Annotated in this window: 13 protein-coding genes; 7 read left to right on the top strand and 6 right to left on the bottom strand. The window is 71.0% G+C overall.

The features are described from left to right. Positions 1–55: 55 nt before the first annotated feature. Positions 56–1630 carry a DUF885 domain-containing protein gene (locus tag FLW16_RS04495; RefSeq protein ID WP_142557864.1) on the top strand — a complete coding sequence of 525 codons (1575 nt, stop codon included), beginning with the start codon at positions 56–58 and terminating at the stop codon, positions 1628–1630. Here the strand turns inward: FLW16_RS04495 and FLW16_RS04490 are convergent. Further along, a complete protein-coding gene (locus FLW16_RS04490) occupies positions 1627–2280 on the bottom strand; it encodes a class II aldolase/adducin family protein (protein WP_260614883.1) in 654 nt (217 codons plus the stop codon). The genes FLW16_RS04495 and FLW16_RS04490 overlap by 4 nt on opposite strands. A 47-nt stretch (positions 2281–2327) precedes the next feature. Between FLW16_RS04490 and FLW16_RS04485 the strand changes: the two genes are divergently transcribed. Then, a complete protein-coding gene (locus FLW16_RS04485; protein ID WP_142557863.1) occupies positions 2328–2594 on the top strand; it encodes a 4a-hydroxytetrahydrobiopterin dehydratase in 267 nt (88 codons plus the stop codon). Here the strand turns inward: FLW16_RS04485 and FLW16_RS04480 are convergent. Beyond that, positions 2591–3454 carry a nitroreductase/quinone reductase family protein gene (locus FLW16_RS04480; protein ID WP_142557861.1) on the bottom strand — a complete coding sequence of 288 codons (864 nt, stop codon included), beginning with the start codon at positions 3452–3454 and terminating at the stop codon, positions 2591–2593. The two genes, FLW16_RS04485 and FLW16_RS04480, sit on opposite strands and share 4 nt — an antisense overlap. Positions 3455–3520: 66 nt before the next feature. Between FLW16_RS04480 and FLW16_RS04475 the strand changes: the two genes are divergently transcribed. Beyond that, complete coding sequence (locus FLW16_RS04475) at positions 3521–3982, top strand: MarR family winged helix-turn-helix transcriptional regulator (RefSeq protein ID WP_142557858.1); 462 nt, start codon at positions 3521–3523, stop codon at positions 3980–3982. A gap of 114 nt (positions 3983–4096) precedes the next feature. Next, positions 4097–6412, top strand: coding sequence for a DUF222 domain-containing protein (locus FLW16_RS04470; protein ID WP_185949249.1), 2316 nt, complete (start codon positions 4097–4099; stop codon positions 6410–6412). Between the two features lie 184 nt (positions 6413–6596). Here the strand turns inward: FLW16_RS04470 and FLW16_RS04465 are convergent, their stop codons facing one another. Beyond that, a complete protein-coding gene (locus tag FLW16_RS04465) occupies positions 6597–7439 on the bottom strand; it encodes a spermidine synthase (RefSeq protein ID WP_260614882.1) in 843 nt (280 codons plus the stop codon). A 32-nt stretch (positions 7440–7471) separates the two neighbouring features. On the opposite strand from FLW16_RS04465, the gene FLW16_RS04460 reads away from it, so the two are divergent. Next, positions 7472–9127, top strand: a complete 1656-nt coding sequence (locus FLW16_RS04460) for a penicillin-binding transpeptidase domain-containing protein (RefSeq protein ID WP_142557854.1) — start codon at positions 7472–7474, stop codon at positions 9125–9127. Positions 9128–9132: 5 nt separating this feature from the next. On the opposite strand, the gene FLW16_RS04455 is transcribed toward FLW16_RS04460, so the two are convergent. The 3 genes from FLW16_RS04455 to FLW16_RS04445 form a co-directional block, all read right to left on the bottom strand. Then, complete coding sequence (locus FLW16_RS04455; RefSeq protein WP_221890890.1) at positions 9133–9579, bottom strand: Lrp/AsnC family transcriptional regulator; 447 nt, start codon at positions 9577–9579, stop codon at positions 9133–9135. 10 nt (positions 9580–9589) lie between these two features. After that, positions 9590–10945 (bottom strand): transaminase, encoded by a 1356-nt coding sequence (locus FLW16_RS04450; protein ID WP_142557852.1) that lies wholly within the window; start codon positions 10943–10945, stop codon positions 9590–9592. Positions 10946–11027: 82 nt separating this feature from the next. Then, positions 11028–11660, bottom strand: a complete 633-nt coding sequence (locus FLW16_RS04445) for a TetR/AcrR family transcriptional regulator (RefSeq protein WP_221890889.1) — start codon at positions 11658–11660, stop codon at positions 11028–11030. 111 nt (positions 11661–11771) lie between these two features. Here FLW16_RS04445 and FLW16_RS04440 point away from each other — a divergent pair, with 111 nt between their 5' ends. Together FLW16_RS04440 and FLW16_RS04435 are read left to right on the top strand one after the other, a co-directional pair. Beyond that, positions 11772–13409: an amidohydrolase gene (locus tag FLW16_RS04440; RefSeq protein ID WP_142557848.1), complete on the top strand. Its 1638-nt coding sequence runs from the start codon at positions 11772–11774 to the stop codon at positions 13407–13409. Next, positions 13406–14740, top strand: a complete 1335-nt coding sequence (locus FLW16_RS04435) for an APC family permease (RefSeq protein WP_142557846.1) — start codon at positions 13406–13408, stop codon at positions 14738–14740. The genes FLW16_RS04440 and FLW16_RS04435 overlap by 4 nt, the downstream gene beginning before the upstream one ends. Positions 14741–14777 lie beyond the last annotated feature (37 nt).

The following is a 14777-nucleotide window of genomic DNA, read 5'->3' as shown; positions in this document are numbered from 1 at the left end:
AATCGCTCCTTATCTGGGGGCTTCCACCCAAGTGTCGCGGATAGAGTCGGGCGCTATGACGCTGGTGGACGAGTTCATCGACTGGTACCTGGCCGAGAACCCGGTCAGGGCGGCCCTCCTGGGGGCCGACGGATACGACCGCACGCTGGGCGATCTCAGCGCGAGCGCCTTCACGGCGCGGGAGCGGGCGGCCGAGGAATGGCTGCGCAAGCTGTCGGAGTCGACGCCCGAGAGTCCGGAAGACGAGATCGACAGGGACCTGGTCGCCGCCCATCTGCGCGGGCAGATCGCGCTGGCCCGCTGGCCGGAGTGGCGACGCGAACCGGCCGCCTACCTCGGGGTGATCTTCGGGTCGATGTTCACGCCGTTCCAGCAGCGCCTCAAGCCTGAGGCCGAGCTGGTCGACGCCGCCGTCGCGCGGCTGGCCGAGGTGCCCGCCGTGCTCGCCGCCTGCCAGGCCAACCTGGACCCCGATCTCGCCGCCGACCTGCTCGTCAAGCGCGGCCTCGACCAGGCCCGTACGGGACGCCGCTTCCTGACCGAGACGCTGCCCGCGCTGGTCGGCGACCCGGAGCTGCGGGCGCGGCTGGCGCGGGCCGCCGAGCCCGCCGCCGACGCCTTCGACGGGCTGGTCCGCTTCCTGGAGGGCTTCGAGCCCCGGGGCACCTGGCGGATGGGGGAGGAGCTCTATTCCGCACTGCTGCGCGAGCAGGAGATGCTCGGGTACGGCGCCGCCGAGCTGCACGAGAAGGGCCGTCAGGCCTGGGCCGAGCTGGACACGCGGATGACGGAGGTCGCCGCGCGCCTCGGCTCCGGCAGCTGGCGGGAGGCGATGGAGTCGCTCATGGACGACCACCCGCCGACCCTGGAGGCCATGCGCGCCGAGTATGAGGCCGAGACGCTGCGGGCGCGCGAGTTCGTCCGCGAGCGCGGGCTGGTCACCTTCCCCGAGGGCGAGGTGTGCCGGGTCGAGCCCTCGCCGGAGTTCCAGCGGCCCATCATCGCCGTGGCCAGCTACCTCGCCCCGCCGCCGCTGTCGTCCTCGCGGGATGGCGTCTTCTTCGTGCCGTACACGCCGGACGGCTTCACCGAGGAGCAGGTGCGGCAGCGGCTGCGGACCAACTCGCGCCCGCAGATGCCCTCGATCAGCGTGCACGAGGGGTACCCCGGCCACCACTGGCACCTGTCCTGGATGGCCGGCAACCCGCACCGCGCCCGCAAGATCTTCCGTACGCCCTACTTCGTGGAGGGCTGGGGGCTCTACGTCGAGAAGCTCATGCACGAGCAGGGCTACTTCGACACGCCCCAGACCGAGCTCGCCCACCTCGACTGCCGCATCTGGCGGGCCGCCCGGATCGTGGTGGACACCGCGCTGCACTGCGACGACATGACGATCGAGCAGGCGGAGGAGTTCCTGACCACGAAGGCGTCGCTGTCGCCGGGCACCGCGGCCGGGGAGGTCAGCCGCTACTGCGCCTGGCCCACGCAGGCGCCCTCCTACCTCACGGGAGCGCTGGAGATCGAGCGCATCAGGGCGGACTACACGGGCGATCTGCGGACCTTCCACGACACGATCGCGGGCTCCGGCGGGCTCCCGCTCGGCCTCGCCAGGAAAGTGGTCCTCGGTTAGCCGTTGAATGCGCGTTCGATGACGGCGGTGAGCTGGTCCTCGGTGAGCACCGTGGGCCGGCCCACGCCGAGAGCGCGGACGTAGACCTCGCACAACCACTCCAGCAGGCGGGTCGCCTCGAACGCCTGCTCCAGGCCGACGCCGACCGTCACCGCGCCGTGGCTGGCCATCAGGGCGGCCTGCCTGCCCTCGATCGCGGCGATGACGTTGCGGGCCAGCTCCGGCGTGCCGTACGTCGCGTACGGGGCGACCCGGACGGCGCCGCCGAGCAGCAGGGCGTTGTAGTGGATCGGCGGCAGCTCGGTCATGGTCGAGGCGACCACGGTCGCGAAGACCGAGTGGGTGTGCACCACCGCCCGGGCTCCGGTCGCCTCGTACAGCGCGAGATGCATCGGCGTCTCCGAGGAGGGCTTGCGCTCTCCCTTCACGACCCGCCCTTCGAGGTCGACCACGGGGCAGTCCTCCGGGCGCAGCCGGTCGAGCGCCACGCCCGAGGGCGTGACGACGACCAGGTCGCCCTTCCGGGCGCTCAGGTTGCCGGAGGTCCCGATCACCAGGCCCAGGGCGGCCGCCCGCCGGCCGTACTCGCACAGCTCACGCCGCAGCTCGTCCAGTTGCTCGCCCAGCTGCTCGTCCACCTGCTCGTCCACGCCGGCGAATCTACACAATCGGCCGTGTTTCGTGATGTCCTGATGCCATGTACGAGGCTTCCGAGTGGCGCCGCGAGGGAGACACGATCCGCAGGACCGTGGTCGCCCGAGATTTCCGTACGGCCATCGCGATCGTGAACGACATCGCCGAGCAGGCCGAGGCCCTGAACCACCATCCCGACATCGACATCCGATGGCGCACCCTCCACCTGGCGCTGACCACCCACGACGCCGGCGGCCTGACCGACCTCGACTACAAGCTCGCCGCCCGCATCGACGCCATCGTGGCCGACCACGAGGCCGGATCCTCCTAGAGCGCGTTCAGCGCGGCGACCAGCTGTTCCTCCTCGCGGGCGAAGTGGGCCTCCAGCTCGGCCGACAGGTGCGTGAGCCTGGCGTTGAGGGCGGCGGGATCGCCGGAGCCCGCCTCGCCGACCGCCGCACGCAGGTCCTCCCTGAGCCGGGCCAGCCGCACATGCTCTTCGCGCAGCCGGTCGAGGGTCGGGGCCAGCCCGGGGAAGGCCCGCTCCAGCAGGGGGAAGCCCCGCTCGTTCTCGTTGGCGTGGTGCTCGTGGAAGGCCGTGCAGAAGGACAGGCAGCGCTCGCGCAGCGCTCCCTCCAGGTCACGACCCGGCAGGTTCACCGGCGCGCCCGTGGCGAGCCCGTCCTCGACCGCGGCCAGCAGCGCGGCCATCTCCGCCCGCAGTCCGTCGTGGATCCGCACCAGCTCGTCGCCGATCGCCCGGGCGCGTTCGCGGTCTCGCCGGTAGAGGGCGACGACGGGGATGACGCGGGAGGTACGCGCCTGATAGTCGGCGAAGCCCGGCACCAGCTCGGCCTGCCGGGCGTACATGCGGTCGCGTTCCTCGCCCGTGAGCGGTACGGCCGTGGCGGTGAACGTCTCGATCGCCGTGCCGTCGCCCGCTTCGACGGTCACCGTGGGATCGGCCAGCAGGTTGTGATACCAGTCCGGGTGGCGTGGCGCGCCCGCGTAGGAGGCGAACACGAGGATCCTGTCCCCGTCACGCAGGCAGGCGACCGGGTTCGTCCGGGCGGCGCCCGTTCTGGCGCCGGTGGTCGTCAGCAGGATCAGCGGTGTCCCCTCGAACGGGCCGCCGACCCTGCCGGCGTTCGCCCGGAACTCTTCGATGATCTTGTCGTTCCATTCGGACATGCGACGATGGCTCCTGAACCTGAGATGTATTTGCTTTAATAGCAAAGCTATTTTGGAGATCAACATATGTCAACGGATGAGGGGCTGAGCCTGGATGAGGGGATCCGAACCCTCCTGCTGCTGATGCCGCGTCTGGTGGGCCGCGCCAAGCGCATGCCGGTCCCCGAGTCGCTCCGGACGCTCGACCTGGCGCCACGGCACCTGTCGCTGCTGTCCTACCTGCTGTTCGACGGTCCGCTCACGGTGAACGAACTCGCCGCCCGCCTGGAGGTCGCCCCGGCCACCGTGAGCCTGATGGTGGGCGACCTCAGCCGCAAGGGCGTCGTGGACCGGCGCGAGGACGACGCGGACCGTCGCCGCACGATCGTGAGCATCGCCGAGGCCAACCGGGAGGCGGTCGACGCCTGGCTCGCCCGCGGCGCCCGCGCCTGGCGCAGCGCGCTGGAACCGCTGACGAGTGAGCAGCGGAGCCTGTTCGTCGAGACGCTCCGGTCGTACGAGCGAGCCGTCGCTGGTGACGCAGAGTGACCTTTTTGAATCCCGTCTCGCCTGTGATTCCAGGTTATCGGCGAGCGAGCTTGCCGCATGCTCACCGAGAGTGAAAGAATTCACACAGGTTTTCGAATTACTGAGGAGGGTGTGATGGATCCGTTCGATCTCGATCCTGAGCACTCTCGTCGTTCGAATCGCTCTGGTAGCTCTGGTAGCTCTGGCGACTGGTGGGACCGGTTGACTTCCGGTTCCCGGTTGTGGTCGGCCGAGGGTTCGCTCGCCCGCGAGCATTTTCCGATCACCGATCCTTCGCTGCGGCAGGACGCGAGCCGGGACACGGTTGGCGGCGCGCCCGGTGGCGGGAGCACAAGCACGGACAGCTCGGGTGCGGATGCCGCTGGCGCGGATGATCGCCCAGCCCGGTCGTCGTGGGTGTTGGTGGGTTCTCTTCGCGAGTCGGCGCAGGCGTTGGCGCTGGCGCCGTTGCCGGACGATGCGGGCATCTGTCTTGCCGAGGCTGAGGAGTTGCTGTTCGCGCGGGATCGGATCACGTGTGCGTTGGCGGATCGGGTGGGGCGGGTGCATGGTGCGGGGCAGGCCAAGGAGCATGGGCATGCCTCCACCCGTAGTTGGTTGCGCACCGCCGCGGGGATGAGCGTCGCGGGGGCTGGGCGTCTGCTGACCTTGGCGGTGGAGTTGGCGCGTCTGCCCCGGGTGCGGGAGAAGTTCGCCGCCGGTGATTTGGCGGCGGGGGTGGTGGAGGCGATCTGCACGGCCACCGCCCGGTTGAGTGACGAGCACGCCGCCCTGGCCGAGCCGATCCTGCTGGAGCTGGCGGGCAAGGCGGGGGCGGCGGAGGTGGCCAAAGCGGGCCGCTACCTGCGGGCGGTGCTCGACCCCGACGGGGAAGACCGCGACGAGCAGGCCGACTACGCGCGGCGGTTCCTGCGGGTCCGCCCCACCAAAGCTGGGGGCCTGGAGGGCGAGTTCTACCTCCCGCGCGAGGCGGCCGCCCGGCTGCGGGCCCTGTTGGATGCGTATGCCAAACCGCGCGCGGAGGGTGATGACCGGCCGCTGCGGGTCCGCCAGGCGGATGCGTTCATCGCGCTGCTGGAGGAGAAGATCGCCGCCGAGCTCCTGGTCCTGGTCAACGCCGAATCCCTCCCCACCGACCCCCAACCCGCTGCCCCCGGCAACGACCACCCCGAAGACGCCGAGAAACCCGAGAACGCCGAGGGCACTGAGGGCACTGAGGGCATGAAGGACGCGGAGGGCGCTGAGAGGGAGAGCGCCGAGGACGGCAGCGCCCCGGGCGACACCGAAAGCGCCGACGACCCCGGCGACGTCGAAGACGCCCGGAATGCCGAGGGCGCGGATGGTGCGGAGGACGGCCAGGACGGCCAGGACGGCCAGGACGGTCAGGACAGCGAGGCCAGCGAGGACACCAGCGCCCCCGGCGACACCGGAAGCGCTGACGACCCCGACGACGTGGGCAGCACCGGCACCGCACCTGCCCAGGATGAGGGCTTGTGCCCTCCTGCCCACCCCGCCGACCCCGCCGACTGCGGCGGCGCCGGGGCAGATGCCGGTTCACCTTCGTACACAGCGCGGCCGGATCCGCCTCCCGAGCACGCCGCCGCGCATCACACCCACCCCGGGCACCAGCCTGCGGGGGACTGCCGGCATGCGCAGAGCGCGCCTGAGGACCACAACGACTTGCGCGGTGGACAGTGCCGCCATGAGCCGGGCTGCGGTGAGCAAGACTGCGATGAGCAAGGCAGCGATGAGCAGGGCCAGGCTCAGCAGGACGCGGCGGGTGGCCGTGACGTGTGCGGGTGCGGTGGCGAGGCACGATGCTCATGCGCGACGGGGACACCCGAGACGCCGGGAACGGCACCGGGCGTGCAGGGAACAGTGCCGGGGCCGGAGCCGGACGTGCAGGGAACAGTGCCGGGGACACCGCCGGGGAGGCCACCGGGAACAGCGTCGGAGACGCCGCTCGGGGCGGCGCAGGGAGCGTCACCGGGAGCGGTGCCGGGGGCATTGTTGGGGACAGCGCCGGGGTTGTTGCTGGCGACCGGGCAGGTGCTACCGGTTTCCAGCGTGCACCGCCTTGCCCGCACCAGCAGTCTGGTGCGGCTGGTGATGGACGCCGAGGGGCAGGTGCTGGACATGGGCCGCAAGGTCCGGCTGGCCACCCCCGCCCAACGACGCGCGATCTTCGCTCGCTACGCCACCTGCTGGATCGACGGCTGCCCACTCCCGGCAACCATGTGCCAGATCGACCACGCCGACAACTGGAGCACCGGCGGCCTGACCGACCTGAAACTGCTCGGCCCGGCCTGCCAGTTCCACAACCGCGACCGCTACCGCCACCCTGACCGCTACACCCGTCACAAAGCCGGCGCCGACCGCTGGGCCTTCACCTACCACAACCCCATCAGAGCGCGGCGGCTACGGGAATGACGACCAGGGCGTCACGAGGGTCGCTGGTGCGCTGTCCGCAGGGCTCATCGGAGTCGAGGGAGCGGAGCGGAAGGGAGCGAGGACCGGGGGTTCCTTCCGGCGCAGTGCGCGGCCCGGCCCAGACCCCTGCACCGGCCCGGCCCAGACCCCTGCACCGGTCCGGCCAAGGTCTGTGGACACCTCCCTAGTCGAACAGGCCTGGCGGAGGGACGGGGGCGAGGACGGCGTCGCCGTCGTGAATGGGAGAGGCTCCCGCGACCAGGCGGGTCAGGTCCTCGTCCGCCAAGCATCGCGCCTGGGTGAGGCCGCCCGCCGCCTTCCTGGTGAGTGCCTCGATCGGCAGGTCGCCGGGCGAGGCCGCCAGGACGACGTTGCCGAACCTGCGTCCGCGCAGGATGCCGGGCTCGGCCAGCAGCGCGGCGTGCGGGAAGACGCGGCTCACCGTGGAGGCGACCCGCTTCACGAAGGGCAGGCCCTTGCCGTCCGCCACGTTGATCAGCGCCATGCCGGAGGGGCGCAGGACGCGGGCGATCTCCGCCATGTACTGGACGGTCGCCAGCTCGACCGGCATCGTCGCGCCCGAGAACGCGTCGAGCACGAACAGGTCGGCCGAGTCGTCCCTGAGGTCCGTCGTCGCCGCGCGGCCGTCCACCACCCGGACCTTCAGCCGGGGCACCGACTTGAGGTTGAGCTGGTCGCGTACGAGCTGGACCAGCCCGGCGTCCGGTTCGACGACGATGTGCCGTGAGCCGGGCCGCCGCGCGGAGATGTAGCGCGGGATCGTGCAGGCCCCGCCACCGATGTGGACGGCGTCGAGCGGGCCTTCGGGCAGGCAGTCGATCACGCTGGCCATGAGCTGCGTGTACGAGAAGTCCAGATAGGTGGGATCGGTCAGATCCACGTACGACTGGGGGACACCGTCCCTGATGAGCATCCACCCGTCCGGCCGGTCGAGGTCGCGCAGGAGCTCCACCTCGCCGAAGGTCACCGGATAGCGGCCTGGCAACGGTTCTCTGCTCCTTGCCACCTATGGCTCCTTTCGCGTGATATGAGAACCGTATGCGGAACAGGGCCCTGCTCGCCCTCGTCATGGTCGCCGCGGCCATCTTCGTCTTCGGCGTTGCCGGACTCATTGTGTCCGGCAGGCAGGACCCGGTCTCGGACTTCGTCGCCGCGCCGCGGGGGACGCCCGCACCCGCCGGCCCGCAGACGCTCCAACTCCGCCCGGAGACATCTCCCGAGCCGTCCACCGCAAGCTCCCCGGAGGGCTCTCCCGACGAGACGGCCGCCGCCTATTTCCAGGCCTGGGTCAAGAGCGACTACGACGCCATGCGCGAACTGGTCGACGATCCTCCGGACGACTTCGCGGACCAGCACCGCGAGTTCGAGGACGCCGCCCTCTCCAAGTCGCTGCGGATCACGGTCGGCAACCTCGTACGCACGGGGGACGAGACGGCCGAGATCCCCTTCACCCAGGAGCGGGACGAGCAGGACGCCGGCACCTGGCGCTTCGACTCCAGCCTGCAGCTGGCCGTGCGCGACCTCACCTGGAAGGTCGTCTGGACGCCGTCGGTCCTGCATCCGGAGATCCAGCCCGGCGGCAGTCTCGTCAGGACCGAGCCGGATGCCGGGCCGCTGCGGCCGGTGACAAGGGACGGGCGGGAGTTCCCGCAGAACTCGGGCGCCGAGGCGTACCTCGAGAACCTGATGAACCAGGGAGTGGCGCCTACGGCCGGCGTGGCCGTGGGATGGGCGCTGCAGATCGACAATCCGGGCATGCCGCCGAAGACGGTCCTGTCCTACAAGCCCGAGAAGCGGCCGGTCGGCGTACGGACCACGATCGACTACGCGGTGCAGGCCGCGGCGGCCCGGGCGCTCGACGGCGTGCAACGGGCCGCCATCGTGGCCGTGCGGCCGTCCACGGGGGAGGTTCTCGCGGTCGCAGACCGGCTGGGCGGCAAGGGGGCGTTCGATCTCAAGTACCCTCCCGGTTCGACGTTCAAGACGATCACGGCGGCGGCGCTGCTCAACAACGGGCTGTCTCCCGACAGCACGGTGGACTGCCCGGCGGTCTACCAGATCCCCTTCAACCGGTCGATCCACAACTACAAGGACGAGAACCACGGGCCGGTCACCCTGCGGCAGGCGTTCGCCCTGTCGTGCAACACCACGTTCGCCCGGCTGACGATCGAGCGGTTGAACGGTGACACGCTGGTCGACCAGGCCAAGGCGTTCGGCTTCCGCGCGCAGGGGGACAGCGGTGACACGTGGACGTGCGGCAGCCTGCAGCGGCCGGAGAAACCCGACGCGCTCGCCGAGGACTCCTTCGGACAGGGCACGGTCGAGGCGACTCCGCTGTGCATGGCGCTGGTCGCCGCCGCCGTGGAGAGCGGGGAGTGGCGGCAGGCCCGCCCGCTGGCGGACGAGGCGCCGCAGGGCGAGCTGCGGCAGAGCGTGCCCCTGCCGTCCAACGTGGCCGAGGGGCTGCGCTCGCTGATGAGCGCCGTCACCGTCGACGGGACCGCCGCCGGGTCGGAGCTGCCGCAGGGGGTCGCGGGCAAGACCGGCACCGCCGAGGACGGGCAGGGCGGGCAGGACCACGCCTGGTTCATCGGCTATCGGGGTGACCTCGCCTTCGCCGTGTTCGTCGAGCACGGCGGCACCGGCCGTGGCGCCGCCGTGCCCATCGCCGCCCGCTTCCTGAAAGCCCTTTAGGACCCTCAGACGCCGGGCCAGGCGAACCGGTGCGTGTGGATGCCGAAGTAGGTGAACGCCTCGGCCCTGGTGACGCCCGGCACCCGCTTGACGTGGTCGTTGAGCACGCTGAGCAGCTCGGCCGGTTCCCGGCACACCACCTCGGCGAACAGGTCGAACGAGCCCGCCGTGAGCACCACGTAGATCACCCCGGGCAGCTCGCTGATCCGGTCGGCGACCTCGTGCACGTCGCTGTCGACGCGGACGCCGATCAGCGCCATGACCGGCAGGCCCAGCGCCATCGGGTCGGTGACCCCGACGATCTGGACGACGCCCTCGTCGCGCAGCCGCTGCACCCGTTGCCGTACGGCGGGGGCGGACAGGCCGGTGGCCTCGGCGAGTGCGGTGTAGGAGGCCCGGCCGTCCCGCTGCAGCTCACGCAGCAGGATTCGGTCGATCGCGTCCACGTTCATCCGGCGGAGTTCATGAGACCAGGTCCGCCACGGCCGCGGCGAACACCTCGTGGTGCAGGTCCACGTCGGCCTCGGTGGTGGCGGGAGACATCAGCGCCATGTTGTGGAACGGCGTGAGCAGCACGCCGCGGTTGGCCAGGTAGACGTGCAGGTAGTCGTCCAGGTCGGGGTCGCCTGCCGCGTTCGACTCGCCGCCGTTGCGCGGGGCCGGGCTGGTGAAGCGATACTCGGCGCGCGCCCCGAGCTGCGTGACCGACCACGGCAGGCGGTGCGCGTCGATCACCTCCTGGACGCCCTTGGTGAAGCGGGTCGCCAGCTCGGTCATGGCGGCGAACGCGTCGTCGGTCAGCACGTGCTCCAGCGTGGCGCGCATCGCGGCGACCGACAGGGCGTTGCCGGCCAGTGTGCCGCCGACGCCGCCCATGTCGACCAGGTCGAGCCCGTCCATCGCCTCGACGCGCGCGGCGACCTCGGCGGACAGGCCGTAACCGCCGCTCGGGATGCCGCCGCCGATCGCCTTGCCGATCGTCACGATGTCGGGGTGCAGGTCCCACGCCCTCGTGCAGCCGCCCGGGCCCGCCGAGAAGGTGTGGGTCTCGTCGTTGATCAGCAGGCTGCCGTACCGCCGGGTCAGCTCCCTGACGCCCTCCAGGTAGCCTGGCTCGGGCAGGACGATCCCGATGTTGGTGAGGGCGGGCTCCATGAGGACCGCCGCGACGTCGCCGTACGCCAGCTCGCGCTCCAGCGAGGGCAGGTCGTTGAACTCCACGACGCGTGAGGTGACGGTGGGATCGACCGGAGCGCCGACGTTGCCCTCGCGGGAGACCTGCTCGCCGTCCGGGCCGACCACGAGAAGCACCTCGTCCACGCTGCCGTGGTAGCAGTAGCTGTTCACGAGGATCTTGGGCCTGCCGGTGATCGCCCTGGCCAGGCGGATCGCCCACCGATTGGCGTCCGTGGCCGTCAGCGAGAAGCTCCAGTAGGGCACGCCGAACCGGCGGCCCAGCTCGGCGCCGACCCAGGCGGCGTCCTCGGTCGGCATCATCACCGTGGCGCCGCCTCGCCGGCCGAACCGGTCGGCGACGGCGTCCACGGTCGCCTGGGGAGAGTGCCCCGCCATCGCACCGGTGTCGCCGAGGCAGAGGTCGACGTACTCGTGGCCGTCCAGGTCGGTGACGCGGGCGCCGCGGGCGTCGGCCAGGTAGAGCGGGAAGCCCGCGGCCGTCTTGTTCATCCACGTCATCGGCACGCCGCCGAACAGGTGGCCTCTCGCCTGCTCGTACGCGGCGGCCGAGCGCGGGTTGCGCCCCCGGAACGCGTCGCGCTCGCGGTCGAGCAGCCGGGCCAGGCGAGTACGGTCGATCATCATCCCTGCCTCAGAAAAGATCGCTGCACTCCGTGCATAACCACGGAATCTGAAGCAAAGGTACACAAAGCCTTCCGAATCGTCACCCCATGGCCGCGAGCGTCCGCCGCAGCCCCTCCACGATCGCGGCCAGCCCGACCTCGAAGGACAGGTCCGCCGGCGGACGCCCGCTGGAGGTCGCGGCGTCGTCGCGGGCGCGCACCGTGGCGGCGAAGACCGGGACCTGCGCGGCCAGCGGCCCGGCGTCGAACATGTCGGGCGGCGCCACCAGGTCGAGCGCCGAGCCGAGGATGAACGACTCCACGGCCACCATCACCGGGATGACCGTCGCGTCGGGCCAGCCGCCGCGCCGCAGGCCGGCGACCACCTCCTCGTACATCCGCAGCGTCCGCAGGGCTCCGGTGATCGGCAGCGTGGCCAGCAGCGAGATCGCGGGCGGGTGCGCGGCGAACGCGTCGCGGTAGCCGTGGGCCCACCGCACCAGCGCCTCGTCCCAGGGCAGCTCGGCGAACATCGAGGCGTCGATGGCGTCGGAGACGACCTCGCGGACCGCCGCCAGGATGTCGTCCTTGCCGCTCACGTGGTTGTAGAGCGAGGACGGCCGCACGCCCAGCCGTTCGGCGAGGGCGGCCATGGAGAAACCCTCGGCTCCGGCGTCGTCGATGAGGGCCAACGCGGCCCGCGCGATGGCCTCCCTGCTCAGCACCGGCTTCACCGGCCGTCCCACCCGCCGCCGCATTCGGCCCGCAGCCCCCTTCCGCTTTGCCCGCCGACAACCTATCCTCATCCCACTAAACGAACGTCATTCGATTTGTTGGGGACGCCCATGTCGCGCACCCTCTTCAGCCGCACCCTCTTTCACAACGGCACCATCTGGACGGGCACCGGCACGACCACCGACGCCCTGTCCGTACGGGACGGCCGGATCGAGGCACTCGGAGCCGCCGCACTGGCGGGAACCCACGACGACCGCGTAGACCTGCGGGGCGGGATGCTGGCGCCGGCCTTCGGCGACGGTCACTGCCATCCGGACCACGCCGGGTTCGAGGCGACGGGCCCGCAGGTCAGAGGGCTCGGCACGGTGGAGGAGATCGTCGAGGAGGTTCGCCGCCACGCCGCCGAGCATCCCGGCGACGGATGGATCACTGGCGGCGGCTACGACGCGACGATCGTCCCGGACGGCCTGTTCGACGCCCGATGGCTGGACGAGGCGGTGCCCGACCGGCCGGTCGCGCTGCGGGCCTGGGACTACCACACGTTGTGGTGCAACTCCGAGGCCATGCGGCGGGCCGGTCTGGACGCCTCGACGCCCGACACGCCCCGCGGCCGGTTCGCCCGCCGCCCGGACGGCGCGCTGCTCGGGACCATGATCGAGTGGGACGCGGTGGACGCCGTCCTCGCCGCCGCTCCCGCCCGCACGACCGAGGACCTCGTCGCCGCGCTCGCCATCGCCACCCAGGCGTACGCCGCGGCCGGGGTGACCTGGGTCCAGGACGCGTGGGTGGAGCACGGCACGGTCGATGCCTACCTGGAGGCGGCCCGCCGCGGGCTGCTGGCCGCCCGGGTCAACCTGGCCTTCCGCGCCGATCCGGTGCGGTGGCGTGACCAGCTCGCCGAGTTCGCCGCCGACCGCGAGCGGGTGCGGGCACTCGGGGACGACAGGCTGATGGCCAACACGGTGAAGTTCTTCGTGGACGGCATCCTGGAGAACCGTACGGCGTCGCTGCTCGCGCCGTACAGCGACGATCCCTGCACCCGGGGCATGCCCGTCTGGCCGTACGGCGAGCTGCTGGAGGCCCTGACGGCCGTGGACGCGATGGGCCTGCAGGCACACCTGCACGCGATCGGCGACGCGGGCATCCGCACCGCACTGGACGCTATCGAGCACGTGACGCGGGTGAACGGCCCGCGCGACCGCAGGCCGGTGATCGCCCATGTGCAGGTGCTCGCGGAGGAGGACTTGCCGCGGTTCGCCCGGCTCGGCGTGATCGCCAACCTCCAGCCCCTGTGGGCGCGCACCGATCCCCCGATGACGAAGCTGACCTTCCCCAGGATCGGACCGGAGCGGGCCCGGCGGCAGTACCTCATCGGCTCGCTGCTGCGCGCCGGGGTGCGTGTGTCCTTCGGCAGCGACTGGCCGGTGAGCGACCACCGCCCGCTGGCCGGGCTGCCGGTCGCGGTGACGCGGGAGAACGCCGAGCGCGAGCCGTCCGGCGGCTGGCTGCCCGAGGAGCGCATCGGCATCGAGGAGGCGCTGTCGGCGTACAGCGCGGGGGTCGCCCACCAGGCGTTCGCCGAGGACGAGCGCGGCACCCTGGCCCCCGGCAAGGTGGCCGACCTGGTCTGGCTGGACGGCGACGTGCGGCGGCCGGACCCCCATGACATCGCGGAGACGACGACCGTCCTCGGCACGTGGGCGGCCGGCGTGAGAACCTTCCCCACAGCCAACAGGAGTGGCGTATGACCGAACCCGCCGGACTGAAGCGCGTCCTCGGCGTTCCCGGACTGACCTTGTTCGGGCTGACCTACCTCGCCCCGGTCGCCGTCTTCACCACCTACGGCGCCGTCACTCAGGTCACCGAGGGCCACCTGCCGGCGGCCTACGTGGTCGCCCTCGTGGTCATGCTGTTCACGGCGTTCAGCTACGGCAGGATGGCCAGGGCGTACCCCACCGCCGGGTCCGCCTACACCTACACCCAGCAGACCTTCGGCGGCCACATCGGTTTCATGACCGGGTGGACGCTGATGCTGGACTACCTGTTCCTTCCGATGATCAACTTCCTGCTCATCGGGATCTACCTGAACAGTCAGTTCCCCGAGGTGCCCCAGTGGATCTTCACTTTGGCGGCGCTGCTGCTGGTGCTCGTGCTCAACGTCGTCGGCATCACGGTGATGAACCGGGTCAACGTCCTGGTCGTCGGGCTGTCGGTGGTGCTGATCGTGGTGTTCGCCGCGCTGTCGCTGAAGCACCTGGCCGGTCACCCCGCGCCGTCGCCCTTCGCCCCCTTCACCCCGGGCTCGGGCGTGTTCGCGGGCGCGGCGATCCTGGCGCTGAGCTTCCTCGGGTTCGACGCCGTCTCGACCCTGTCGGAGGAGGCGAAGGAGCCCCGCCGGACGATCCCGCGCGCCATCGTGCTCACCACGCTCATCGGCGGCCTGCTGTTCGTCCTGGTCGCGTGGATGGGGAGCCTCGTCCACCCCGGGTACGACGACTTCGCCAACGCGGACACGGCGGGTGTGGACATCATGTCCGCGCTCGGCGGCGCCGCATTCGAGACGATCTTCGTCGGGATCTACGTGGTCGGCGCCTTCGGGTCGGCCATGACCACCCAGGCGAGCGTGTCGCGCATCCTCTACTCGATGGGCCGCGACGGAGTGCTGCCCCGCGGGGCCTTCGCCCGGCTGCACCCGCGCTTCCGCACCCCGATCGTCGCGACGGCCGTGGTGTCGGCGGTCTCGCTCGTCGCGCTGTTCATCAGCCTGGACAACGCCGTGGTCATGGTCAACTTCGGGGCGCTCATCGCGTTCTCCATGGTCAATCTCACGGTCGTCAAGCACTACCTGCTCGACGAGGGGCGCCGCTCGGCCGCCGACCTGGTCAGGTATGGCCTGGTCCCGCTGGTGGGCTTCGCGCTGACGATCTGGCTGTGGACCAGCCTCTCGGGTGTCACGTTCACGGTCGGCCTGATCTGGATGGCGGTGGGCTTCGTCTATCTGCTCGCGCTGACGAGGATGTTCACCCGTAGGCCGCCGGTGATGAGCTTCTCGGACGCCGAACCTACCCTTGCGGCCTGAAAAATGTCCTCTTGAGGTGCTATCTGTGCGGAAACCC

This window comes from Microbispora sp. KK1-11, from assembly GCF_006874435.1.
In the GTDB taxonomy this organism is placed as follows: domain Bacteria; phylum Actinomycetota; class Actinomycetes; order Streptosporangiales; family Streptosporangiaceae; genus Microbispora; species Microbispora catharanthi.
Note: the sequence above shows the minus strand (reverse complement) of the source record. Positions and strands in the feature narration are given on the sequence as shown.